The organism is Kocuria gwangalliensis (genome assembly GCF_039544365.1).
In the GTDB taxonomy this organism is placed as follows: Bacteria; Actinomycetota; Actinomycetes; order Actinomycetales; family Micrococcaceae; genus Kocuria; species Kocuria gwangalliensis.
The window spans coordinates 113,054-136,958 of sequence record NZ_BAABLN010000029.1 but is presented as its reverse complement, the minus strand read 5'-3'; the positions used below and the strand labels follow the sequence as shown (position 1 = coordinate 136,958).

The window sequence follows — 23,905 nt, the reverse complement described above, 5'->3', positions numbered from 1 at the left end:
TCGGATCACCCCTCGGTACCGGAACCTTGGGCGGTACCGCCACTACCCTGCTGAGCCTGGGCGGCATCGGTTCCCGAGGCCTCGGCCACGCTTTGCAGCTGGCCATTGGCGGGCGACGCCGCGGCGTAGTCGGGATCCGCCTCGGAGGTGGCCGCCGGGGCCGCCGCTTCGGGTGCGCCGGTGGCATCGGGTGCCTGCGTCAGTTCATTGCCCGGTTGCGGTGCCTGTGTCTGCTCGGGTGCGGAACTCTGCGTGGCTGGGGAATCCTGTGCGGGAGTCTCCGCATTCTGCTGGGTGCCGCTGGTTTCGGAAGACCACGCGACGTACAGGATCACGGTGGAACCCACCGCGACCTCGGTGCCGGCCTCGGGGTTCGAGGAGATCACGGTGCCGGCGGCGCTACCGCTGCCCTGTTGCAGCCGCTTGTCCACGTTCACGCCGAGCTGGGCGATCTCATTGGCGATCTCTTCCCCGTCCTCACCGACAATGCTGGCCGGGAGCGTGACCGTTTCCGTATCCGGGCTGGCCGTGGAGGAGGTCACCGTGCCCTGGGGGGCCGGATCCTCATCGCCGCGATTGCCCAGGGCCCACAGGCCGAAAATCAGGCCGCCCAGCAGGAGCAACACCAGGGCGAGCACCCACGGCCAGACGGTTTTGCGGCGCCCGGCCGACTTGGAGCCGCCCTTGCCCGAGGCGTGGGAATGGTCCACGGAGTCGAACTGGGCGGTCGAGGGGTGGGCACTGTACTTGGGATCCGGCCTGTCGGCGGCGGCTGCGGAACCGACGACTGTCGGTGCGGTGGCCGAACCCGTGGAACGCGGCAGGGCCTGGGTGCGATCGTCCTTGACCGGAGACATCGCCTCGGTGGGCTGGTCATTTTCCTGATGGTCGGGCAGGAACGCAGCCATTCCGGGAACCATGGCCACAGCGGACTTCACGTCGTTGCGGCGCAGCGCATCCACCGCGTTGGCCAACTTGCCGGCGTTCTCCGGCCGGTCCTGCGGGTCTTTGGCAAGCATGGACATGATCAGGGCGCGCACCGGCTCCGGAAGATTGTCCGGCAGCGGCGGCGGTGAGTCATTGACCTGCGCCAGGGCAATGGCAATCTGGGACTCGCCCGTGAACGGGCGTTTCCCGGCGAGCAGTTCGTAGCCGATGATTCCCAACGAGTAGATGTCCGAGGAACCCGTGGCGGTCTGGCCCGTGGCCTGCTCGGGAGCCAGGTACTGGGCCGTGCCCATGACCTGGCCCGTGGCCGTGAGGGGGACCTGATCGGCCAGCCGGGCAATACCGAAGTCCGTGACCTTGACCCGATTGTCCGGGGTGATGATCAAGTTGCCCGGCTTCACGTCACGGTGCACCAGACCCTGCGCGTGCGCGGCAGCAAGGGCACGGGCCGTTTGACCGATGTAGTTGAGGACGGTGTCCGGTTCGAGTGACTTCTTGCGATCGATCACGTTGGACAGCGGATCGCCCGGGACCAGTTCCATGACCAGGAACGCGGAGCCCTCATCCTCGCCGTAATCGAAGACATTGGCTACGCCGGGATGGTTGAGCAAGGCGGTGTGACGTGCCTCGGCGCGGAATCGTTGCAGGAAGGTCGGGTCACCGTTGTACTCGTCCTTGAGGATCTTCACGGCCACGATGCGGCCCAGGACTTGGTCCTTGGCTTTCCAGACCTCTCCCATACCGCCGATGGCGATACGTTCTGTGAGTGCGTAGCGCCCGCCCAGAATGGTGTTCGACGATGGTCTCACTGGTTCAACACCGCCTCAAAGAGTTGCTTAGCGCTCGGACTGGTCCACTGCGCACCGGTGGTCACGTCCACATCTTCGATGACCACCGCCACCGCAATCTGGGGGTCGTTCGCGGGCGCAAAACCAGTGAACCACGAGTCGTTCAATCCCGCTTCCGATCCGATCTCCGCGGTGCCCGTTTTGCCGCCGACCTCCACGCCGGCGACCGAGGCGCCGTTGGCGATTCCGTCCTCCACGACCTCCACCATCAGGTCCTTGACGGTCTGCGCGGTTTCCGGATCGGTGGAGCGGCGCAACTGCTCGGCCTCGAACTCCTGGATCACGGACAGGTCGGACGAACGGACCGTCTTCACCAACTGTGGTTTCATCATCACGCCGTCGTTGGCGATCGCTGCGGACATCATGGCCACCTGCAGGGGGGTCGTGCGGACGTCGTACTGGCCGATGGAGGACAAAGCGAGCTGGGAGTCATTCATGTCCTCCGGGAAGATTGAGGGAGTCACCTGGAGCGGAATGGACAGGTCCTGCCCGTACCCGAAGTTCTCCGCGGTGTCGCGGATGGCATCCTGGCCGAGGTCCATCGCGATCGAGGCGAACGGCGTGTTGCAGGACTGTTCGAGGGCGAACTCCAGATCAACCTCGGTGCGGGCAGCACAGCCACCGCTGCGGTAATTGGGCAGCGTGACGGTGGTGCCGGGCAGTGGAAGCTCTGACGGGTTGGCCAGCGTGGAATCGGTGTCGTACTGGCCGGATTCCAAGGCCGCCACGGTGTCGATGATCTTGAACGTGGAGCCCGGTGAGTACAGATCACCGGCGATCGCCCGGTTCTCCAGCGGCTTGTTCTCGTCGCTGTTGAGCTCCTCGGCGGCCGCCACTACCTCATCCGTGTTGTGCGAGGCCAAACGGTTGGCATCGAAACTGGGGCTGGAGGCCATTGCGAGGATCTCCCCGGTCTGGGGGTTCACGGCCACGATCGAGCCCTTGTGGCCTTCCAGAAGGTCGTTTGCCAGTTGCTGAAGTTCGGGGTCCAGGGTGAGTTCAACGGAGGCGCCGCTCGGCTGATCACCGGAAAACAGGGACACCACGCGGTTGTAGAACTGTTCGTCGGAGGCGCCGGAAAGCTGTTCACCCATGGCCGCCTCAAGACCGGTGGCACCGTACACCAGCGAGAAGTATCCCGTCAGGTGCGCGTACAGGGGAGAGCTTTCGTAAACGCGCTGGTGTTCGAAATCGTCCTGGGAAGGCACCGACTTCACGATCTCTTCACCGTTCACCAGGATGGATCCCCGGTCGGACCCGAACTGGTCGTACAGCGCTCGGTTGTTCCACGGATTGGCCTCGAGTGTTTTGGCAGCGAAGAACTGAACGTAGGTCAAGGCCAGGAGAAGGACCACCACGATGGCCACGGATGCGAACCACATTCTGCGAATGGCTGTGTTCACGGTCTTCCTCCTTCCGGTGTCGAATCGGGTTGGTCTGGGGACGGGGAACCGGAACGGCCCCTGATCCGAGAAATGGCTTCGGTGGCGGTACCGGCGTCTTCGGAGGTGGTGCGCGTGCCCGCCACGGAGGACGAGAGCTCGGTGGTGGGCTCGGAATCCCCGGCTTCCTCGTCCGCGCCTCGACCCTCGCGAGTTGCTCTCGCATGGGCTTCGAGCTCCGCGTAATCCTCGTCCGTGGCGGGGCCGGTCAGGGTCGGTCGGCGGGCCGTGTGCGAGATCGCCAGCAGAATCGCCGCGATGATCCAGTTGGACAGCAGCGACGAGCCACCGGCGGACATGAACGGCGTGGTCAAACCCGTCAGCGGTAGCAACCGGGTCACGCCCCCGATGACCACGAGCAACTGAATGATCATGAGCGCGGACAAACCCGCGGCCAGCAACTTGCCGAACGTGTCGCGGGTGCCCAGGGCAGCGCGCAGACCGCGGGTTGCGAACAACATGAACATTGACAGGATCGCACCCAGCCCGATCAGCCCGAGCTCTTCACCGAAAGCCGTGATAATCATGTCCGAATTGGCATACGACACCAGGTCCGGCCGGCCCTGGCCCAGACCCTGGCCGAACAACCCGCCGGATGCCAGGCCGAACAGGCCCTGCACGATTTGCCCGGATCCGCCCAGGGGACGGTTGTAGACCTCGGGTTCGAAGGCGTTCAACCACGAGTCCAGGCGCAGGCTCACGTGGGAGAAAATGCGGCTCGCGGCAAAACCGCCCACGACCATCAGGAGCACACCCAGCACGATCCAGCTCGCACGGCCGGTGGCCAGGTAGATCATGACCAGGAACAATCCGAAGAAAAGGATGGCGGTGCCCAGGTCCCGCTGCAACACCAGCACGCCGATGGCGATCACCCAGGCCGCGAGCAGGGGGGCGGTGTCCTTGAAGCGCGGCAACCGTACCGGGCCGATCTTGTGACCGGCCAACATGATCAGGTCACGGTTGGTGGAGAGGTAGCCGGCAAAGAAGATGGCCAGCGTAATTTTGGCGATCTCACCGGGCTGGAAGGTGCGCCCGGCAATCGAGATCCACAGACGAGCGCCGTTGATCTCCACGCCCAGGCCCGGGATCATGGGCAACAGCAGCAGCAGTGCGGACAACAAGAGGCTGATGTAGGTCATCTTGCGGAGCAGGCGGTGGTCTTTGAGCAACCACAACACGGCGCACGCGACCACCATGGCCAGCCCGGTCCAGATCACCTGGGTGTCCGAGGCGGTCTGTCCCGTGGACAGGTCGATGCGGTGGATCATGGCCAGTCCCAGGCCGTTGAGTGTCACGGCAATGGGTAGCAGGTACGGATCCGCGTGGCGGGCGCGAATCCACAGCACCACGTGAATGAGTAAACCGCCGCCGGCCAGTACCGCACCACTGGTGATGATGCGGGCCGGATCCTCGGCCAGGCGATCCGGATCGACCAGAATGTTTGCGCCGACCCCGATGGCGAGGGCCACTATCAGCAGCAGAAGTTCGGTGATGCGCCGGGGCTTGGGAGAGATCCGCTCCCCGGGCACCTGGGTAGGAGCGTTCATTGCCGCATTGCTCACGAGGCATCACCCCCGTTGTCGGGGCTGGCGGAGGGCGAACTGGTGTCCTCCGGGGTGGGCGTGATGACGGTGACCCGTCCGGTGGGCTGCGGGCTGGGTTCCTCGCCGTTGGAGGAAGCCAGCTCGTCGACGATGCGCTCGGCTTCTTGGTAGCTGCCCGCGGGAATGGTTCCTCGCACCCGCTCCTGCACGTAATTGGGCAGGCTGTCCACATCCACCGTGGTGGTGCTGTCCAATTCGCTCAGACTGATGGGTCCTAGGCTCTGGGAAACTCCGTTGTAGATGGCCACCTTCCCGTTGTCCTCGCCCACGTAGTACTGCGAGGACGTCCAGGACTTGGCGGCCCAGCCGCCCAGTAACAGTGCGAGCGCGGCCAGTCCCAGGAGACCGATGACCAGCGCACGACGCCGCTTGTTCCCCTTGCGCGGCTTCCGCTCGCCGAGCAATGCGTTGCGGACCTCGTCCGGATCCGACGGGACGTCCAACGTGGAGGTGCGCAGCATGGTCGCGCGGCGCCGTGCCACGGAATCCGTGACCGTGGGGATCCTGCCGGTCTGGGTGGCATTGGCTGCCGCGCCCACGAGCAGGTGGGGTCGTTCGGCGAGGTCTCTGCGCAGTTCCGCAGCGGAGGATTCCTTGTGCTCCACAGGAATCTGATGATTGTCCGAGTAGCCCGCGCCGGCCACGGGCGAGTCCAAGCTGGCGTTCCACAACTGCTCATCGGCCAGTTGTTCGTCCGAGGTGCGGCTGTTGTCGGGAATGGCACCCACGGTTTCCCCGGTGGTGGGCGCGGGCTCGCTACCCCGCGGGATTTCTTGAACCTCGACCACGATCACGGTCACGTTGTCCGGGGCGCCGCGATCCAGTGTGAGTTCCACCAGGGAGTTCACGATCTGGTTGAGGTCCCCGGTGGAGCGCATGATTGATTCAATGGTTTGTGCATTGACCACCGCGTTGAGCCCGTCGGAGCACAACAGCCACCGTTCACCGACCCGGGGGGTGACGGTTTGTACTTCGAGTTCGGGAGAGGCATCCACGTCACCCAGAACGCGCATGAGCACGTTCTTGTGGGGGTGGCTCTCTGCTTCTTCCGGGCGCAGCCTGCCCTCGTCGATGAGCCGCTGAACAAAGGTGTGGTCCGTGGTGACCTGGCTGAATCCCCCGGTGTCCGACCAGCGGTACGCACGAGAATCGCCGATATGAGCCACCGAAATGGTGTCTCCGTCGATCAGTAGTGAGGTCACGGTGGTGCCCATGCCTCCCAACCGCGGGTTGGCCTGAACGAGCTTGGCCAGGTTCTGGTTGGCGTTTTGGATTTCATCCGCCAGAACCGTTTCCGCGTCGCCGTTGTGGCCCGCGTGGTCCAGGTGGGTGAGGTCGATGACGGCGGATGCCGAGGCGACGTCGCCGCCCACGTGGCCGCCCATGCCGTCCGCGACGACGGCCAGGTAACGACCCGCGTACGCGGAGTCGTCATTCTTGGATCGGATCCGGCCGACGTCCGAGCGCGCGGCAAAACGGAAAGCAATGGGCATGGGTCAGGGCCTCAGTTCCATCACGGTACGCCCCACACGGAACTGCACGCCCGGGTCAACCGCTGTCGCGCGGGAAAGTTGTTGGCCCTGGAGGAACGTGCCGTTGGTGGATCCCAGGTCCTCGAGGAACCATCGCGAACCCTGTGCGAACAGGCGCGCGTGGCGGCCGGAGGCGTAGTCGTCTTCGAGGGGAACCGTGGACTCGGCGGAACGGCCCAGCAAGATGGGGGCGGATCCGAGCTGGAAACTACTGCCGGACAACGGCCCGTCGACGATCACCAGGGTCCGGGGGCGGTAGCGGGTGCCGCCGGTCGTGGTGGCGCCGGAGTCTTTGCCGGCCGGTGGTGTGGCGGGGCGTTCCTCGCGTGCGGCGGGACGTTTCTTCCGTGCGTTGTTGATGGCGGCGCGGGCCCTGTTGCCGACCGCCAGATCGCGTGCTTGGGAAGCAATAACGGCGAAAATGAAGATCCACAGCAACGCCAGGAACCCGAAGCGCAATAGCGTAACGGTCAGCTCAGACACCTCAGCGCCCTTCCTTGGGGACTACCAACTGGAACACCAAACGGGTTCGCCCCATGGTAATCACTGATCCGTTGACCAGCTCGGCACGACCCTGAATGCGTTCACCGTCAACGTAGGACCCGTTGGTGGAACCCAGGTCCACGGCCAGGTAATGCTGGCCCTGTCGCCGGATTTCCAAGTGCTTGCGGGACACGCCGGTGTCTTCCACGGTGATGTCCGCCTCCGTGGAGCGACCCACGCTCACGCTCGGTGCGTTCAACGAGAAGCGCTCGCCGCTGACCTCGATCACGGGGACGTAATCGACTGCCGGCTGCGGTTCGCGCGGCACGCCGGGTGAGGTGGCGGCATCGAACGAGGTGGGGGGCTGCGGCCGATGCGGCGCGGGCGGCGGCTCGGGCGCTCGCGCCGAGGCCGATGCCGCCCCGGACGAGCTTCCCGTGCCCGGTCCGGAATCCGTGCGTTCGGCGGACGAAATGATCGCGAAGTCCCCGGCCTCGAGATCCGGGTTGCGGATGAAGCTGACGCGCACCGCGCCCTGCAGCGTGTAGGCCTGTGACCTGGCGTGGCGGATGATCACGTCGCACAGTTCCTCGGCCAACTGGGTGCCCCATTCCTGCGCGCGGGGGAAATCGTCGTCGGAGAACTGCACGGTAAAGACATTGGGTGCCATGGTGCGGCCCGCGGAAATCGTGAACGATTCCTGGTCCAGCTCGCGGCGCAGGGCGCTGGCGATCTCCACGGCCTCGATCCGTTTACGGGAACCCGCGGTGAAAGCGGTGCGTACGGCTTTTTCGATTCCGCTTTCCAAACCGGTCCAAAAACCCACAGCCGCCTCCTTCCGCGCCAGCCCGTGGCGTTGTTGTGTGCGCGCCAACCGGAGTGAGGCAGGCGTGCGACGGTGAGTAGTCCCCAGAATAGTAGACACGGTGTCTGAGTGGCCGGTGAAAGGACCGAGGGGCGCGGACGGCTTTCGTCGCGAGCGAAGATTCTGGCGTAATACGGTGGAAACCAGCGCGCGGACGGGATGATGGAACCATGAAGCACACTGAGAAAATTCTGACCCTGAGTTCCTCCGCCGTGATCGGTGCACTGCTGCTGACCGGCTGCGGGGGAGGCAATGACGAACCCGCCGCAGAAGCGCCCGCCGAGACCACCGCGGCGGTTCCCGAGAACGAGCCCACCGCCGAGATCACCGACGATCCCAGTGACGGCGAGGCTTCGGCCGCCAGTGGGAGTCCGTCGGAGTCGGCTGCCGCCGACGATCAGAACGGTGGCCGGGCGGCGTCCCTGGCCGCTGTGGACACCCTTCTCGCCAAGTACGAGGGCGGCGACGTGGTGAAGCTAGACTACGACCGCGACAACGACGCCTTCGAGGCGGACGTGATCCAGAACGACACCAAGCACGAGGTCAGCCTGGACGGCGCCGGTGAGAACATCACCAGCGAGCAGGAAGACGGCGCGGCGGATCAGGATGATCTGGACGAGCTGGGTAAAGCGTCCATCTCGATCAAGGAGGCCATTGAGAGCGCCTTTGGTGAGGTGTCTTCGCAGGGTGGCACCGTACTGCTCGATGATGTTTCCCTGGATGATGACAACGACACCGTCAACTGGGAAGTTGAGCTGGACGTCAACGACAATGACGCCACCTACTACGTGGACGCCAACAGCGGATCGGTCAGCAGCAACAACTAATGACTACCGTTCACCCTCGCGGTGAGCGCCGCGGCTCTGCCCTGAGATGTCGACGTGTCGGCTCAGGGTAGGGCCGCGGCCAGTTCCACGGCCTGTTTAATGGCGCGCTTGGCGTCCAGTTCGGCGGCCACGTCAGCCCCGCCGATCACGTGGACGGGGCGCACGTCGCCCGCCAGTTCAAGAGCCAACTCAGTGCGCGATTCCTGGCCCGCGCACAGCACTACGGTGTCCACTTCCAGGAGCGTTTCCACACGGGGTGCCTCCAGGGCAAGGCCCCCGCCCGCTCGTGCGTGCGCACCCGCGGCCTCCGGGGTGGGGGCGGTCATGCGAATGCCGCGGTCGGTGATCTCCTGGTATTCCACGCCGGTGATGAACCGGACGTGGGCCATGCGCAGTTCCAGGCGGTGGATCCATCCGGTGGTGGGACCCAGTCGTGAACCGGGTTTGGTGGTGCTGCGTTGCAACACGGTGACCCGTCGCATGGGGGGCTCGGGCGCCGGGGTCAACAAGCCGCCGCGGGCTTCCAGTGAGCGATCGATGCCCCACTCCGCGTAGAAGTCGGCGGAAGGGTTGTGCGTGAGGAAATGAGCGACGTCGTACCCGATGCCGCCCGCCCCGATCACCGCGACCCTGTCACCCACCGGTGCGCCCTCAAGAACCTCCTTGTAACCGAGCACGGTGGGGCCGGTGTCCCCGGGGATCCCGGGGCGGCGGGGGTGGACGCCGGTGGCAATGACCACCCGGTCCGCGAAGGCGAGGTCTTCGGGTGCGGCCCGATGGCCGGTGTGCACCGTGACTCCCAGCTCGCGCAGGCGCGTGGTGAAGTAGCGGACCGTGTGCTGGTAGTCCTCCTTGCCCGGAATGCGGCGGGCCAGTTGGAGCTGCCCACCCAGCTCGGGTTGTTCCTCGAACAGTGTGACGCGATGCCCGCGTTGCGCGGCCGCTTCCGCGAAGGCCAGGCCGGCCGGACCAGCACCCACCACGGCGATCTCCTCGGCCGTGCGCGTGGGGCCCAGCACGAGCTCCGTCTCGCGCATGGCGCGCGGATTGACCAGGCAGGACATGCGTCGGCCGGTGAACGTGTGATCCAAGCACGCCTGGTTGCAGGCAATGCACGTGTTGATGCTGTCCGATTGGCCCTCCCGCGCCTTGGCGACGAAGGCGGCGTCCGCCAGGAAGGGCCGGGCCATGGTCACGAGGTCGGCGTCCCCGCGGGCCAGGACCTCTTGGGCGAGTTCGGGGGTGTTGATGCGGTTGACCGTGGCGATCGGGATGCGCAGATTCTCACGCAGCGCACGGCTGACCCACGTGAATCCCGCGCCGGGCACGCTCGTGGCGATCGTGGGGATACGTGCCTCGTGCCAGCCGATGCCCGTGTTGATGATGGACGCACCCGCCGTTTCGACCTCCCGGCCCAGGGTCAGAACCTCCTCGAACTCCTGGGCGTCCGGGACGAGATCCAGTGCGGAGAGCCGGTACATCACCAGGAAATCCGGACCGGTGCGCTCGCGGACGCGCCGCACGATCTCCGTGGCAAAGCGGCGTCGGGCGGGCGGGGATCCACCCCAGCGGTCGGTGCGCCGATTCGTGTGTTCGACCAGGAATTCGTTGATCAGGTACCCCTCGGAACCCATGATCTCCACGCCGTCGTAACCGGCCTGTCGGGCCAGGTACGCGGCGCGAGCGAAGTCTTCAACGGTGCGTTCGACGTCGCTCTCGGACAATTCCCGCGGCGTCACCTTGTTGATCGGCGCGCGAATGGGTGACGGCGCCACGGCGCGCTCGTGCATCGCGTAGCGGCCCGAGTGCATGAGTTGCAGGGCGATGAGGCCGCCGGCCTCGTGCACGGCGGTGGTGACCACGTGGTGGCGGGGCAGCTGGTCCTCGGTGCTGAGGTGGGCGCCGTGGTGACGCGCCGCGCCCTCCGGATTGGGGGAGACGCCACCGGTGACGATGAGGCCCGCACCGCCTCGCACACGCTCCACGTAGAAGGCCGCGAGTTCATGCTCGCCGCCGTCCTTTTCCTCGAGCCCGGTGTGCATCGAACCCATGATCACGCGATGCGGGAGGGTTGTGGAACCCACGGTGAGGGGGGACAGTAAGTGCTGGTAGCGCGCGGTCATCCGATACTCCAAGTCTCAGGTACTTGGAGTAAGACTAGGTGATCGGTGACCCACGTCACCAATTCCTCCGCGGGCGAACTGTTTGCCTGGTGGAGCGTATGAGAAGTTGTTATTATTAGTACATCAAAATAAACCGCACCATGACAGCGGCGAGTTTCCCGTACGCCGGGTGCACAAGGAGGTTCACATGGCTAAGAAGTCCAACAAGAACGCGAGCTACACCGTTCCGGGTCTGACCACTACCGAGGGTCACGCCCTGGCGGATACGCTCCAGCAGCGCCTGAACGCTTTGAATGACCTGCAGCTCACGCTCAAGCACGCCCACTGGAACGTGGTGGGCCCCAACTTCATTTCCGTCCACGAGATGCTGGACCCCCAGATCGAGACCGTCCGCAGCTTCGTGGACGAGGTTGCCGAGCGCATGGCGACCATGGGTGTTTCGCCCGTCGGTCTGCCCGGCGCGATCGTCGCCTCGCGCACGTGGGACGACTACGACGTCATGCGCGCCACCGGTGTGGAGCACCTGGCTGCGCTGGACCTGGTCTACAACGGTGTCATCAAGGACCACCGCAAGGCCATTGAGAAGGCCGGCAAGGTGGACCCCATCACCGAGGACATGCTGATCGGCCAGGTCAAGGAACTCGAGCTGTTCCAGTGGTTCATGCGCTCGCACATCGAGTCCGCATCCGGGCAGCTGGAGAACTCCAGCGCATCCACCGAGAAGGGCGCGGCCAAGTCGGTTGCCGCTGACAAATCGGCCAAGTCGATCAAGTCCGCTCAGGCATTGAAGCCCGGCAAGCTGGCCAAGGGCGAGAAGTCGGCCAAGAAGAAGTAAGCTTCTTTTCTTTCAACACTGAGGTCCCGGAACCGCGTGGTTCCGGGACCTCCTTGCGTTCGAGCCCTGATGGGCGGTGGAGCGCTAGTAGGTGAGCCCAAAGACCCACACCGCCAGCGTCATGGTCACCAGGGTGATGAGGACCATGGCGATCAGATTCAGGAACACGCCGCCCCGAATCATTTGCGAGATGGTCACATGCCCGGAGCCGAAGGCAATGGCGTTGGGCGGGGTGGCCACCGGGAGCATGAATGCGCAGGTAGCGGCCAGCGCCACCGGGATGGCCAGCAGCATCGGGTCGATTCCCAGGCCCATGGCCACGCCACCGGCAACCGGCAGGAACGTGGCGGCGGTTGCGGTGTTGGAGGTCAACTCAGTCAGGAACAGGATGCCGGCCGCGAAGACCAACACCATCAGGATCATGGGAACGCCTCCCAGGCCCTGGGCCTGCTCGCCGATCCACTCGGTCAGGCCGGAACCCGAGAACTGCGAGGACAGCGCCAAACCGCCGCCGAACAGCAACAGAACACCCCAGGGCAGCTTGACGGCAGAATCCCAGTCCAGCAGGCGCACGCCGCGTGCGGCACCGGCGGGGCAGAAGAACAGCAGCAAACCAATGGTCATGGCGATTCCCGCGTCGGAGATCGGCGGGGTGTCGAAAATCATCGGGATGAAAACCCAAGAGACGGCGGCCAGGATGAAGATGGCCAGCACACGCTTCTCGCCGGAGGACATGGGGCCGAGTTTGTGGAGTTCGTCCTGGATGAGTTCCTTGCCGCCCGGGATTTCGGTGATTTCGGGCTTGAACAGCACCTTGGTGAGCAGGAACCAACAGATTGCCAGCATCACGACCGCCAGCGGGACTCCCACCAGCATCCACTGTCCGAAGCCGATCTGGATGTCATGGGTGTCGGACAGGTAACCGGCCATCAGGGTGTTCGGCGGGGTGCCGATGATGGTGCCCAGCGAGCCGATCGAGGCGGCATACGCGATACCCAACATCAGCGCCGTACCGAAGTTGGACTTGATGATCTCTTGCTTCACCGAGCTGTCCTCGGGGTCAACTTCGGTGTCGGTGCCGGCCTGAGAGGTGGCCGGAGCGGCGCGGCCGTCGGTTGCCTGGCGAGCGTCGGACGCGGAGCCTTCAGGTGCGGGGTCTGCTCCGGTGTCGGTTCCGTCGCCGATCTTGGTGACCAACAGCAGCACGGACACGCCGATCGGGAGCATCATCACGGCGGTTGCGGTGTTGGAAACCCACATGGACAGGAAGCCTGTGGCGACCATGAAGCCCGCAACCATCTGGGTGGGCTTGGTGCCGATGACCTTGACGGTCAGCAGGGCGATGCGGCGGTGCAGGTTCCAGCGCTGCATGGCCAGGGCCAACAGGAAGCCGCCCATGAACAGGAAGATCACGTTGTTGCCGTAGGAAGCTCCCACGTCGTCGAACTTGACGTCGTCACCGAGGACCGGGAAGACCACCAGCGGAACCAGGGCGGTGGCCGGGAGCGGGAGGGCTTCGGTCATCCACCATGCACCCATGAGAACGGCCGTGGCCGCGGTGAGGCGGGCGCCCGGGGCTACGTCGCCGGGCATCAAGAAATACACGAGGAGTGCCAGCGCAAGACCTGCGATCAGGCCGAGCCACTTGATGCGGTGGGTTTTGGGGTCCTCGGCCTCTGCACGTTCGCCGGGGGATTGGAAGTTGACCTCTTCACCGCGGTGCGGATCTGGATCAAGGTTCTTGAGGTGCGCGCCGGGCACCGCTGGGTGGCTCATGGGGATCTCCACGTCATTGTGATGGGGATTACGTGGTATTTATTCTATGAAGTGACTGAGTATTTCGCCCGTAACCTTGACGCGCGGCGGGCCACGAGCGCCAATGGCCCGCCCCGGTGATTCGGGGCGGGCCATTGGTTCGGATTCTCGCCGGGTCGGTCGCGTTTGGAGACGTGCCAGCGGGGGAGTGTCGCTAGCTGACGGTGGCCACCCGAATGGTTTCGGGCAGTGCCTCGATGGCTGCCACGACCTCCGGGGTCACGCCGTTGCCGCAATCGGTGACCAGGTAGCCGGTCTGGCCCTTGGTGACCAGCTGCTGCCGGTCCACGTTGATGCCGTGCTCGCCCAGCACCGAGTTCACGCGAGCCAGCACGCCGGGCAGGTTGCTGTGGATGTGCAGCAGACGGGTGCCGACGATCTCCGGATCCAGCTGAACCTCCGGGAAGTTCACGGACAGGCTCGTGGAACCGTAGCGGCTGTAGTCGACCAGCTTGCCGGCCACGAACTGGCCGATGTTCTCCTGCGCTTCAGCGGTGGAACCGCCCACGTGCGGGGTGAGGATCACGTTGGGCAGCCCCTGCAGCGGCGAGGTGAACGGATCGCCGGCGACCTTGGGCTCGGTGGGGAACACGTCCACCGCGGCACCGGCCACGTGACCGGAGACCAGGGCCTCGCGCAGCGCCTCGTGGTCAACCACGTGACCGCGGGACAGGTTCAGGAACAGTGAGCGCGGGCGCATCTTGCGGAACTGCTCGCGACCGAACATATTGGCGTTGTTGGGGCGCCCGTCCACGTGCAGGGTCACGGTTTCCACGGACTGCAGCAGCTCATCCAGGGAATCGCACTTGGTGGCATTGCCCATGGACAGGCGGTCCACGGTGTCGTAGAAATAAACCTTCATGCCGAACGCCTCGGCCAGCACGGACAGCTGTTTGCCGATGTTGCCGTAACCCACAATGCCCAGCGTGCGGCCGCGGACCTCGTGGGAGCCCTTGGCGGACTTGTCCCACACACCCTCGTGCATGGCCTTGTTCTTGTCGGTCAGGTGACGCGCCATCACGATGATCTCGGCCATTGCCAGTTCCACCACGGACCGGGTGTTGGAATACGGCGCGTTGAACACCACGGTGGCGGTGTCCGTGGCGGCGGTCAGATCGATTTGGTTGGTGCCGATGCAGAACGCACCGATGGTCTGCAGCTGCGGGTGCGCTTCCAGCACCTCGCGCGTGACCTGGGTCTTGGATCGGATCCCCAGCATGTCCACTCCGTGCAGAGCGTCCTTCAACTCGGTGGGGTCCAGCGCGCCCTTGCGGGTCTCGACCTCGACTCCGCGGCTGCGCAGGAGGTCAACGGCGTCGGTATGGATGTTCTCAAGCAGTAAGGCCTTCACACGGACATCCTAGTGCGTGCGTTCGTGGGCATTTTTTCACGACGTAGCCTTACGTCAGCGGCCCCCGTATGCAGTGAGCAGCCGGTCCACCACGGCGTCCATGGCGTACTCGCGGTCAATGGTTTCCGCGGCGGCACTACCCAACTCTCGCCGTTTCGCGGGGTCACCCAGGAGTTCCGCAAGTGCGTTCTCGAGCGCTTCCTGCTCCGCGCTGACCACCAGGCCGGAGCCCGTGCGCTCCACGGTCTCCGCCAAGCCGCAGCTGTCGGTGATCACCACGGGCAGACCGGCGGCCATGGCCTCGAGCACGGACATGGGGTAGGGCTCGTTGACCGAGGGCAGGACGTAGATCTCCGAGTGCGCCATCCACTGGCGCGCGCCTTGCGAATCCACCGGGCCTTCCCACGTGAGGCGTTCACCCAAACCAGCCTCCGCAATGGCATGACGAACGGCTTCTCCCTGTCCCTCGCCCGGACCCACGAGGACGAATGTGGCCTGGGGGAACCGCGGGGCGAGCGCTCGTGCGGCTGCCACGAATGCGAGGGGCCGTTTGCGTTCCTGCAACCGTGCGAGATACAGGACTCGGCACGCGCGCCGTTGCGCCGCGGAGTCGTTCGGCCCGGACACCCCCGGCTCGGGTGCGGCCGTCTTGGTCAGCGGATGTGGCCCAGAGGCACTGGGCATGCCGTTGTGCAGTTTCTGCAGGGGTACCGGACCACGGGCCACCTCGCACAGATCCTCGGCCTCACGAGTCGTCAGGTGAAAAACCCGCCCCGCCCGGCTCAGGACCTTCCGGGTGAGTAGTGCGTCCAGGGGGCGGGCCAGGGGATTGGTCGAGGCGTCGATCATGCCGTGCGGCTGCAACACCACTCGTGTGCCCGATCGTTGGGCCAACCACGCCGCGGGGAGCGTGAGGAGGTCGCGGGCTACGTGCACGTGAATCACGTCCGCGCTCGCGGCCACGCGTCGCAGCCAGGACAACAAACCGGGGGATGACAGCCCGGCGAACCCCGCCCCCGGAAGCAGCTGCAGCGGGGGGAACAATGCGGTGCGTACCCCCTGGACGGTGTCCGGCAGTGACGTGCCCAGGTCTGAGCCGGCGGCCGCGAGCACCACGTCGTGCCCGGCGTCGGCCAGTGCACGGCATTGATTGAGCGCCACCGTGGTGGGCCCGCCAAAGGCGTTCGTGCCGGAAACGAGGGCCACCACTTGGAGGATCCTCATACCGGCCGCGTTTCGGTCGCTGCGGGTGCCAGAACACGCCGGCCGGCGGGGACGTCCCGCGTGACGAGGGCCGTTGCGCCAACGACGGCGCCCTCGCCCACGGTGACGCCGCGCAGCACCGTGGCACGCAGGGCGATCCAAGCGCCGTCGGCAATGCGAATGGGGGCATTGTCGAATTCAAAGGCGGGATCGTCGGCCCGGTGGCTGCCGGTGCACAGCATCGCTTCTTGAGAGATGCACACGTCCGAACCGATATCGATGGGTTCGAGGTTGAGCAACCAGGCCCCCACTCCGATCCAGGAGTCCTCACCGACGGTCAGCTTCCACGGCCAGTGAATGCGCACTCCGTGACGAATGAGCGCACCGGTGCCGAGGCTCGCCCCGAATGCCCTGAGGATATGCGTGCGCACGGATGGTGGGCACAGCACCGAGCGCTGAAGTGGTTCGACCACCAACGCCCACGCGGCGCACACGAGGGTGCCCCGGCCTTTGTCGTAGCCGACACCCGTGAAGGTGGCGAGTCGCCGTGAATTTCGTGTCATTTCTCCCCCTCGAACGGGTGATCACCGGAGCCGTTTTGCGCCGTGCTGTTCCCTGTTGAGTTTTCCCGTGGTTACCGTAGTCAGCCTGGATTCAGCTTTCCATACGGGATGCCCGAACGCACCCGAAATCTCATGCGTACCGCGGCGTCGATTTCCTGTTTACGGCGCCGTGTGCTGCCAGGATATGGGAGGATTTAGATGATTTCGTGTTTAGGATGCGTTTATTAGGGGAGTATCCAGCGGGTCGATAACAAACGCCTCCGGGTGTTGAGGGGAATGTCCGGGCGGACATCGTGACCCGCTGCCGCAAGGGCTGGGAGGGCATATGACACTGCGGGATTATTTTGACGTGCTTAGGAAAAGGTGGCTGGTTGTTGCCGGGTTAATGCTGGTGGGGCTGCTCGTCGGAGGGGTCATTGCGCTGGTGATTCCCCCTAAGTACCAAGCAACGGCGCAGTTGTACGTGGCGATCCCCACGAGCGACTCCGCCGCCGAACTCAATCAGGCAGCCACATATCTGTCGCGTGAGCTGAAATCGTATGCAACTTTGGCCACCACCCCGTTCGTCCTGGAACCGGTGGCCGATCGCCCCGACGTCAACGAATCGGTGGCTGCACTAGAGGGAATGGTCTCGGTGACGAACCCGACCGCCACATCCCTGATCGATGTCGCAGCGACCGCCGAGACACCCGAGAAGGCTCAGACCGTGGCAAATGCGGTTGCCGACGAACTCACTCGGGGCGTGTCGACACTGTCGCCCTCGGTGGAGGGCCGTGACAGCACGGTCCGGGCAACCACCATCAGCCGGGCGGAGCTGCCGGCCTCCAGCAGTGGCCTACCGGCCTGGAGTTACCCGTTGATCGGCCTTGCCAGTGGTGCCGTGCTCGGAGCGATCCTGGCCTTTCTCGTCGAAGGGCTCGATCGGCGCCCCAGAACGGTTCAGGATTTGCGCCAGGTTCGCGGTGCGATCCTGGCCGGGGCGATTCCTCGTCTCAAACAACTGTCCACCCGGGGACTGGCCCAATCGTCGTCGCACGGGAGTCGCGGCGAGACCACGGGCGTGGCCGACCAGCCGCGGGTACCGCAGCAACTCGTCTCGCTGAGATCGGTGTTGCAACGCCATCACCCGGAGGTACTACCACACGTTCCAGGGTCGGCCGTGCTTCTGGTGACGGGTTCGCGACACCGGGACGGAGCCACCACTGTGGCCTCAGAGCTTGCGCGTAGCTACGCAGACCTCGGAAGTCGCGTCGTGTTGGTGGATGCGCACTTGCAGAACCGGGGCTTGAGCGAGCTGCTCGGTGAGGACATGCAGGTAGGGGTCGCAGACATTGCCGGCGGCTCCGCCAAGGCCGAGGAGACAGCGGTGAAGCTGGGCCCCAACCTCATGTTCATCCCCGCGGGGACGGAAACTGTTCGGCCAAGTGATGTGGTGTGTTCCGAACGCATGAATGTTCTGATCGGTGAGCTTCGCGATGAGTTCGATGTAGTGGTCATCGACTGTTCACCCCTCACCGAAACCGCCGACAGCGTGGTGCTCAGCCGCGCGTCGGACGTCGTCCTGTTGGTCACTGTGCCGGGTGGAACCCCGATGGGTCGATTGCAGCAGGCCGTGGACGGCTACGGTGATACGCAAGTGGCCCTCGTGGCGAACCGTTCCGGGCATCATCGCGGCGCCAACGCCGGGCTGAGCTGAAGACAGCGGTGAGACGGTGAACCCCGTTGCCACGGCAACCGTCCTGCTGGTGGCCACAGCCCTGGTCGGTCTCCTCTCCATTGCCCATGTTCGATCGCGTGGTACGGACGGATTGAATCTTCGGACGTGGATGCTCGTCAACTTCCAACTGGCCAACGTGCTCTCCGGGTTCGCTCATGTCCTGCGGTGGTCCAACGACCGCGGTTATTTCGAGGCGCTGTCCGGACCCACGACCGGGGCCGAATCCGGGTTGGTGACGGCCGCGTGGGCGACGTTCTTGGGTAGCTGCGCCCTCTGGGCGGGCATGGTCGTTCCCCGGCCCACGCTCTGGGGACAGTCACGGGGAAAGCACCCCGAGCAGCTTCCGCGCGGATCGTACACTCCGGAGAATCTCTACTCCTTCGCCGCGGCCCACCGGGTCTCGGTCGGCGGTACCGCGCTGATGCTGGCGGCCGCGGGAACCTTCGGCATGCTCCGGGTCATGGCCGTCACCTCGGAGGGCGGAGGCAGGATCATTGCGGTGGACGGGGGAAATGCCCGCTACGCCTTTCTCGCCGGTTGGCTACCGTGGGCCGTGTCGATTCTCGTTCTCGCGCTGGCGAGTCGCAGACGCGTGGCCGGTCCGGCCATCTGGAACACGTTGATCCTCACGGCGGGGTTGGCCGCGCTCGCGGTGAGTTCCACCTGGAACGGCGGGCGAGCTGAATTGATGTACGTGTCATTTCCGCTGCTGGCGCTCATGCTTCCCAGGATCAGAGTCCTGAAGTGGCCGATTCTCGTGATAGGTGCTGTGTTCTTCGCCGTGTTCGTGGTCGTGACCACGGGACAACGCGTTGGTGCCACCACCGATCCGTGGTCGTTCATCGACTGGCAATGGGGCCGGTTCTCCATGGCAGCCTGGGCAGGTCAACATGTTGACCTGCACGGATCCTTGGGGGGCGAGACCGTTTGGAGTGCTCTGCTCAATGTTCCGATGGCACTGCTGCACTTCGCCGGGGCCGGAGGCGACAGTCCGTTTCGTTCCATGGTAGAGGTGTCCGGCTTCGACCTGTTGGGAGACGGGGAACAGATCTACATCGTCCCCGGGTTCACCGCGGAAATGATTCTCAACTTCGGGGTGGTGGGGGTCCTGGTCGGATACCTGATACTCGGATGGTTGTCCGCTCTGATCGCTGACGCCTATACCCGCAGCCGCAGTGAGTCCACCCGGTTGCTTCTTGCGTCTTTCGGGGCGGTGTTGGTCTTCCAAGGCATCGTTGGCCAACTGGAATCTTTCGAGACGTTCATGACCCTGTCCATCCTCCCGCTGTGGGGCTTGTGGCTCGCGGAGAGGATCGTCGGAAATCCACGCGACCGCGGTCGACCCCTGGACCTTCCAGGCCCGGCCGACGAGGCTCGGGCGCCGTTCAAAAAAAGGGGGGCAAGACTATCGTGATAATCTCGCACGTGCTCGGCGGACAGGGGAGAATGTCCGGCGACTGGGCTGTCCGGAGGGGCTATCGGCAGAGCCCACTACTTTGTTTTTCCTGGGGGTTCTCATGCCGTTATTGACGGTGATCATGCCTGCCTACAAGGCTCAGGCCACTATCGAATCGGCCATCCGCTCCGCGCTTCGCGCGATGCCGCGAGACGCCGAACTCATCGTGGCCGTGGACGGGCCGGATGAGCGCACCGCAGAATGTGCGCAACGGGTGAAGGATTCGCGCCTTTCGGTCCGCGTCGACCCGATCAACCGGGGCACGGTGGCGTGCATGCGCCGTTGTCTGGAGACCACGGACAGCAAACTCGTCGCCCGGGCGGATGCGGACGACATTTCGATGCCGTGGCGGTTCCGCTCGGAAATTTCCGCCCTGAAGCACGCGGACATCGTGTGCGGATCCGCGGTGAGGTTCGGGCAGGCAACCCTTCCCAGGCCGTCCTATTTCGGCTCCTTGACCAGCAAGGAAATCGGTCTCCTCCTGCCGTTCGTCAATCCGCTGTTCCATCCGAGTATGTTGGCTCGGCGTACCACGTTGCTGGCCGCCAACGCTTATGCAGAACACTCCGCGGCCGAGGACTACGTGATGTGGTTCGACGCGCTACTCTCCGGTGCCGCGGTGGTGAAGCTGGCGGTCCCGCTCATCGCCTACCGACTGAGCCGGAGTCAGATTTCCAGTGCCCCGGACTATGTCGGCCGGGTCTACGAGGACCCGCAGGTCATCCGGGCCTATACGGCATGGGTGCAGGCCACGGGAATGTCCTGGTTGCTCGACAACGGTGGAGCTCCGGGACGCCCAGCGGGGACACGGGAACAGCTGGAGAGCGTGATATCAGGAGTGCGCCCGCAGACGCGTCCTTACGCGAGACATCACGTGAGATCAGCATCGACCGTTTTGACAGAGTCCTGATGCTCGCCCAGATCAAGTCACTGATCGAGCGGGCCATACCCCGCCTCTCGTCCGCGCTCGTGGTGCTACTGCTAGCAGCCTTCACAACTCCGCACTATGTGGGTATCTACAACCTGGTCACGTTGATCTACACGGCCATTCAGGTCACGATCGATTCAGGTGCCCGGTTCGTGGTGATCCGAGTGCTGAGCGAACCCGGTGGCATGCGCATCATGAATCGCTACAGGGCGATCATGCCCTTCGTGGCGTTCCTCATTCTTGTGGGCCTGATGCTGTTCCTGCGGTGGAACGGGACGCTTGAGAACTGGAGTGAATTCTTCCAGGTACTGCCCGTGGCACTGGCCCCGGGTTTCGGTGTCCTCGGCCTGCTGTACGTGGGCACGTTGCAGGCAACCAACCAATGGGGGACCCTGGCACGTCTGCAGCTGTGGGCCGCCTTGTTGGGCCTGACGGTGGGCGGAACCACCCTGATCCTGACCCACTCGCTGTTGGGACCGTCCCTTCAACTGGCGCTCACCGAGGGCGTCTTCGCCCTTTTGTGCTGGTGGCGGGCCCGGCATAACGACAAACCGATTCCACAGACGCCACCGGGGCAGCAGTCAATTTTCTCCGATATGGCCACGATGTCCGGTTATGCCCTCATGTCGTGGTTCCAGGGCCAGGCCGAGCGCCTGTTCATGAGCATCTTTGCCGGTACCGCAGCCCTGGGCACCTACAGCGCAGGCAACGCGGTGGGACGCGCCCCCAGTGATGCGCTCGCGGCGTCGACGGCCAACGTGGTGAGGGTCGGGATCGCCGACAAGGACGAGGACCGCGAGATCAGGAGCGAAAGTGAGCGGCTGCTCTCGCGTGCCCTGCTCCTGGCATTCGGGTGTGTGGTCCTCTCCATGGCCGCATCGCTCGTGCTCCGGCCGCTGCTGGGTCCCGACTGGGCAACGGCCATGTCCATGGTTCCGTTCATCGCCATGGTGGCGTTCCCCTCCGTGCTGTCCTGGTCGGCTTCCGTGCTGCTGGTCCGCACGGGACAGGCCTGGAAAACCTTTGTGGGGCCGGTGACCGGAGTCGCCTTCGGCATAGTCATCGCCTGGACCGCCACCTTCGACCTGCACATGGCGGCCACCGTCCTGGTGGCCCGCGAGGTCGCGGTGGTTCTGGTCTCCTTCAGTCTGATCGGACGGGCCGCACCGTGGCGCTCGTTCGTGATCTGCGTGGCGCTGGCGTCGCTGGGACTGACCGTGTGCTGGCTGACTCTCTAACGCGCCGTCGGCCCGGGCCGCCAGGTCACAGGCCCCGGGCCTGCTCCCGGTGGGCCCGGTACCAGGCCACGGTGTCTCGGAGACCGCTGGTCAGATCCACGGTGGGAGACCAGCCCTGCGCGCGCAGCAGCGAGACATCCATGAGTTTGCGCGGCGTGCCGTCGGGCTTGCGGGTGTCCCAGTGCGTTTCGCCTTCGTAGCCGGTGGCCTCCGCGATCCGATCCGCGAGTTCCCGGATCGTGACGTCCTCGCCGGTACCAACGTTGACCTGCTGCGGCCCGTCGTAGTGCTCCAGCAGGTGCAAGCAGGCCGTGGCGAGATCGTCCACATGCAAGAATTCGCGCTTCGGTGAGCCCGAACCCCAATTGGTGATGGACGTGGCACCGGCTTCCACCGCGTGATCGTAACGGCGGATCATCGCGGGCAGGACGTGTGAACCCTCCGGAGAGAAATTGTCCCCCGGCCCGTAGAGATTGGTGGGCATGGCCGAGATCCAGGGCAGACCGTATTGCCGCCGCACGGCCTGGACCTGCATGATGCCCGCGATCTTGGCAATTGCGTACGCGTCATTGGTCGGTTCCAGATACCCGGTCAGCAGGGAGTCCTCACGCAGCGGTTGCTCCGCAAGTTTGGGATAGATGCACGAGGAGCCCAGGAACAACACCCGTTCGACGCCCGCGGCAAGTGCCGCATCCAGGACATTAACCTGAATGCGGAGATTGTCGGACAGGAAATCGACCGGGCGGGAGTTGTTGGCCGCGATCCCACCGACCCGGGCCGCGGCCAGCACAACGTACCGGGGCCGGTGCTCGGACATGAATCGCTCCACCGCAGCACGATCCCTCAGATCCACGTCGGAAGATGTCGCCCCGATGAGATGGTCGAATCCCTGGTTCTTCAGGTGCCGCCATAGGGCCGAGCCCACCAACCCGCGGTGGCCGGCCACGTAGAACGTGGCGGATCGATCGAGTTCGCCAGGGGTGTAGTGCACATCATCGTGGGTGCGCGCGTCCGTAGGATCACTGATGGTGCGCGGTCCGATGCTGTCCGTGGCACTCCGTAGAGTTGTGGTCCGTTGATCGGCGCTCATGCGGCGGTCTCCGGGGCCCAGACGCTTTCTCCGACCGTGTCGATCCAAGAGGTGCCCACGCACTCCAGGGCTTCGCGGTCCGCATCCACCATGATGCGAGCCAGCTCGGGTGCGTGGACCCGGGCCTTCCAACCGAGCTTGTCCTCCGCTTTGGAGGGGTCGCCGATCAATGCGTCCACCTCCGTGGGTCGCAGGTACCGGTCATCGAACCGAACGTGATCCTGCCAGGTAAGACCGGCATGGTCGAACGCCGTTTCCAGGAACTCGCGCACCGATGTGGCACGTCCGGTGGCCAGGACGAAATCCTCGGGTTCTTCGGCCTGCAACATCCGCCACATGCCCTCGACGTACTCGGCCGCGTATCCCCAGTCACGCACGGCATCAAGGTTGCCCATGTAGAGCCACTCCTGTTTTCCCGCGGCGATGGCCGCGACCGCGCGCGTGATTTTGCGGGTCACGAACGTCTCGCCGCGGCGAGGGGATTCGTGATTGAACAGGATCCCGTTGACCGCGAACATGTCGTACGCCTCGCGGTAGTTCCTGGTGATCCAGTACGAGTAAATCTTCGCGGCACCGTAGGGGGACCGCGGGTAGAACGGGGTGTCCTCGTTTTGCGGAGGCGGCGTGGCACCGTAGAGCTCGGACGTCGACGCCTGGTAGAAGCGGCACTTCACGCCCGCCCGTCGGACGGCTTCGAGCAGCCTCACGGTACCCAGCCCTGTCGTGGCTCCCGTGTGCTCGGGTTCGTCGAACGAGACGCGCACGTGGGACTGAGCGGCCAAGTTGTACACCTCGTCCGGGTCGATCTCACCGAGTAGTGTCACCAGGCGGGCGCCGTCCGTGAGATCTCCGTAATGCAGGAACAAACGTGCCTGCGGAGAGTGGGGGTCCTGGTACAGGTGGTCGATGCGTGAGGTGTTGAAAGTGGAAGCCCGCCGGATCACCCCGTGCACTTCATAGCCCTTGGAAAGCAAAAGCTCGGCCAAGTAGGAACCATCCTGGCCCGTAATGCCGGTGATCAACGCTTTTTTCGTCAT

General features: G+C 64.8%; 19 protein-coding genes. 6 read left to right on the top strand and 13 right to left on the bottom strand.

The features are described from left to right. Window positions 1-5: 5 nt before the first annotated feature. The 6 genes from ABEA06_RS09410 to ABEA06_RS09385 are packed head-to-tail and all read right to left on the bottom strand — an operon-like array spanning window position 6 to window position 7,683. Window positions 6-1,757, bottom strand: coding sequence for a protein kinase domain-containing protein (locus ABEA06_RS09410; protein WP_345311313.1), 1,752 nt, complete (start codon window positions 1,755-1,757; stop codon window positions 6-8). Next, entirely contained in the window at window positions 1,754-3,199 is a 1,446-nt protein-coding gene (locus ABEA06_RS09405) for a peptidoglycan D,D-transpeptidase FtsI family protein (RefSeq protein WP_345311312.1), read from the bottom strand. Before ABEA06_RS09405 ends, ABEA06_RS09410 begins: the two co-directional genes overlap by 4 nt. Continuing rightward, window positions 3,196-4,785, bottom strand: a complete 1,590-nt coding sequence (locus ABEA06_RS09400) for an FtsW/RodA/SpoVE family cell cycle protein (RefSeq protein ID WP_303382693.1) — start codon at window positions 4,783-4,785, stop codon at window positions 3,196-3,198. The genes ABEA06_RS09405 and ABEA06_RS09400 overlap by 4 nt, the downstream gene beginning before the upstream one ends. Window positions 4,786-4,796: 11 nt before the next feature. Beyond that, the gene (locus ABEA06_RS09395) at window positions 4,797-6,335 is read right to left on the bottom strand and encodes a PP2C family protein-serine/threonine phosphatase (protein WP_345311311.1); all 1,539 of its coding nucleotides are present in this window, start codon (window positions 6,333-6,335) and stop codon (window positions 4,797-4,799) included. A gap of 3 nt (window positions 6,336-6,338) precedes the next feature. Next, window positions 6,339-6,857 (bottom strand): FHA domain-containing protein FhaB/FipA, encoded by a 519-nt coding sequence (locus ABEA06_RS09390; RefSeq protein WP_303382691.1) that lies wholly within the window; start codon window positions 6,855-6,857, stop codon window positions 6,339-6,341. Between the two features lies 1 nt (window position 6,858). Beyond that, complete coding sequence (locus ABEA06_RS09385) at window positions 6,859-7,683, bottom strand: DUF3662 and FHA domain-containing protein (protein ID WP_345311310.1); 825 nt, start codon at window positions 7,681-7,683, stop codon at window positions 6,859-6,861. 209 nt (window positions 7,684-7,892) lie between these two features. Between ABEA06_RS09385 and ABEA06_RS09380 the strand changes: the two genes are divergently transcribed. After that, complete coding sequence (locus ABEA06_RS09380) at window positions 7,893-8,549, top strand: PepSY domain-containing protein (RefSeq protein ID WP_345311309.1); 657 nt, start codon at window positions 7,893-7,895, stop codon at window positions 8,547-8,549. A gap of 62 nt (window positions 8,550-8,611) precedes the next feature. On the opposite strand, the gene ABEA06_RS09375 is transcribed toward ABEA06_RS09380, so the two are convergent. Next, complete coding sequence (locus ABEA06_RS09375; protein ID WP_303382687.1) at window positions 8,612-10,672, bottom strand: NADPH-dependent 2,4-dienoyl-CoA reductase; 2,061 nt, start codon at window positions 10,670-10,672, stop codon at window positions 8,612-8,614. A 187-nt stretch (window positions 10,673-10,859) separates the two neighbouring features. On the opposite strand from ABEA06_RS09375, the gene ABEA06_RS09370 reads away from it, so the two are divergent. After that, window positions 10,860-11,507, top strand: coding sequence for a Dps family protein (locus ABEA06_RS09370; protein ID WP_345311308.1), 648 nt, complete (start codon window positions 10,860-10,862; stop codon window positions 11,505-11,507). Window positions 11,508-11,591: 84 nt separating this feature from the next. Here ABEA06_RS09370 and ABEA06_RS09365 read toward each other — a convergent pair whose 3' ends face one another. The 4 genes from ABEA06_RS09365 to ABEA06_RS09350 form a co-directional block, all read right to left on the bottom strand. Further along, on the bottom strand, window positions 11,592-13,283 hold the full coding sequence (locus ABEA06_RS09365) for an SLC13 family permease (RefSeq protein ID WP_345311307.1): 1,692 nt from the start codon (window positions 13,281-13,283) through the stop codon (window positions 11,592-11,594). A 193-nt stretch (window positions 13,284-13,476) separates the two neighbouring features. Then, window positions 13,477-14,673, bottom strand: coding sequence for a phosphoglycerate dehydrogenase (gene serA, locus ABEA06_RS09360; RefSeq protein WP_345311306.1), 1,197 nt, complete (start codon window positions 14,671-14,673; stop codon window positions 13,477-13,479). Between the two features lie 54 nt (window positions 14,674-14,727). Beyond that, window positions 14,728-15,879: a glycosyltransferase gene (locus tag ABEA06_RS09355; RefSeq protein ID WP_345311305.1), complete on the bottom strand. Its 1,152-nt coding sequence runs from the start codon at window positions 15,877-15,879 to the stop codon at window positions 14,728-14,730. Between the two features lie 14 nt (window positions 15,880-15,893). Next, entirely contained in the window at window positions 15,894-16,439 is a 546-nt protein-coding gene (locus tag ABEA06_RS09350) for an LbetaH domain-containing protein (RefSeq protein ID WP_303382764.1), read from the bottom strand. Between the two features lie 325 nt (window positions 16,440-16,764). On the opposite strand from ABEA06_RS09350, the gene ABEA06_RS09345 reads away from it, so the two are divergent. The 4 genes from ABEA06_RS09345 (at window position 16,765) to ABEA06_RS09330 (ending at window position 21,778) form a co-directional block, all read left to right on the top strand. Next, the gene (locus tag ABEA06_RS09345; RefSeq protein WP_345311304.1) at window positions 16,765-18,135 is read left to right on the top strand and encodes a tyrosine-protein kinase domain-containing protein; all 1,371 of its coding nucleotides are present in this window, start codon (window positions 16,765-16,767) and stop codon (window positions 18,133-18,135) included. Between the two features lie 16 nt (window positions 18,136-18,151). Further along, a complete protein-coding gene (locus ABEA06_RS09340) occupies window positions 18,152-19,570 on the top strand; it encodes a hypothetical protein (protein ID WP_345311303.1) in 1,419 nt (472 codons plus the stop codon). Between the two features lie 124 nt (window positions 19,571-19,694). After that, entirely contained in the window at window positions 19,695-20,522 is an 828-nt protein-coding gene (locus tag ABEA06_RS09335) for a glycosyltransferase (protein ID WP_303382761.1), read from the top strand. Continuing rightward, complete coding sequence (locus ABEA06_RS09330; protein WP_303382760.1) at window positions 20,522-21,778, top strand: lipopolysaccharide biosynthesis protein; 1,257 nt, start codon at window positions 20,522-20,524, stop codon at window positions 21,776-21,778. Before ABEA06_RS09335 ends, ABEA06_RS09330 begins: the two co-directional genes overlap by 1 nt. Window positions 21,779-21,803: 25 nt before the next feature. On the opposite strand, the gene ABEA06_RS09325 is transcribed toward ABEA06_RS09330, so the two are convergent. Both ABEA06_RS09325 and gmd read right to left on the bottom strand, forming a co-directional pair. Then, window positions 21,804-22,868 (bottom strand): GDP-L-fucose synthase family protein, encoded by a 1,065-nt coding sequence (locus ABEA06_RS09325; protein ID WP_345311302.1) that lies wholly within the window; start codon window positions 22,866-22,868, stop codon window positions 21,804-21,806. Further along, window positions 22,865-23,905, bottom strand: a complete 1,041-nt coding sequence (gene gmd / locus ABEA06_RS09320) for a GDP-mannose 4,6-dehydratase (protein WP_303382758.1) — start codon at window positions 23,903-23,905, stop codon at window positions 22,865-22,867. The genes ABEA06_RS09325 and gmd overlap by 4 nt, the downstream gene beginning before the upstream one ends.

Excerpts from the sequence above, each read along its gene's own strand:
- ABEA06_RS09345 (WP_345311304.1), top strand. The coding sequence starts at position 16,765 with ATGACACTGCGGGATTATTTTGACGTGCTTAGGAAAAGGTGGCTGGTT.
- gmd (WP_303382758.1), bottom strand. The coding sequence starts at position 23,905 with ATGACGAAAAAAGCGTTGATCACCGGCATTACGGGCCAGGATGGTTCC.
- ABEA06_RS09370 (WP_345311308.1), top strand. The coding sequence starts at position 10,860 with ATGGCTAAGAAGTCCAACAAGAACGCGAGCTACACCGTTCCGGGTCTG.
- ABEA06_RS09395 (WP_345311311.1), bottom strand. The coding sequence starts at position 6,335 with ATGCCCATTGCTTTCCGTTTTGCCGCGCGCTCGGACGTCGGCCGGATC.
- ABEA06_RS09380 (WP_345311309.1), top strand. The coding sequence starts at position 7,893 with ATGAAGCACACTGAGAAAATTCTGACCCTGAGTTCCTCCGCCGTGATC.
- ABEA06_RS09335 (WP_303382761.1), top strand. The coding sequence starts at position 19,695 with ATGCCTGCCTACAAGGCTCAGGCCACTATCGAATCGGCCATCCGCTCC.
- ABEA06_RS09350 (WP_303382764.1), bottom strand. The coding sequence starts at position 16,439 with ATGACACGAAATTCACGGCGACTCGCCACCTTCACGGGTGTCGGCTAC.
- ABEA06_RS09375 (WP_303382687.1), bottom strand. The coding sequence starts at position 10,672 with ATGACCGCGCGCTACCAGCACTTACTGTCCCCCCTCACCGTGGGTTCC.
- ABEA06_RS09400 (WP_303382693.1), bottom strand. The coding sequence starts at position 4,785 with ATGAACGCTCCTACCCAGGTGCCCGGGGAGCGGATCTCTCCCAAGCCC.
- ABEA06_RS09330 (WP_303382760.1), top strand. The coding sequence starts at position 20,522 with ATGCTCGCCCAGATCAAGTCACTGATCGAGCGGGCCATACCCCGCCTC.
- ABEA06_RS09325 (WP_345311302.1), bottom strand. The coding sequence starts at position 22,868 with ATGAGCGCCGATCAACGGACCACAACTCTACGGAGTGCCACGGACAGC.
- ABEA06_RS09365 (WP_345311307.1), bottom strand. The coding sequence starts at position 13,283 with ATGAGCCACCCAGCGGTGCCCGGCGCGCACCTCAAGAACCTTGATCCA.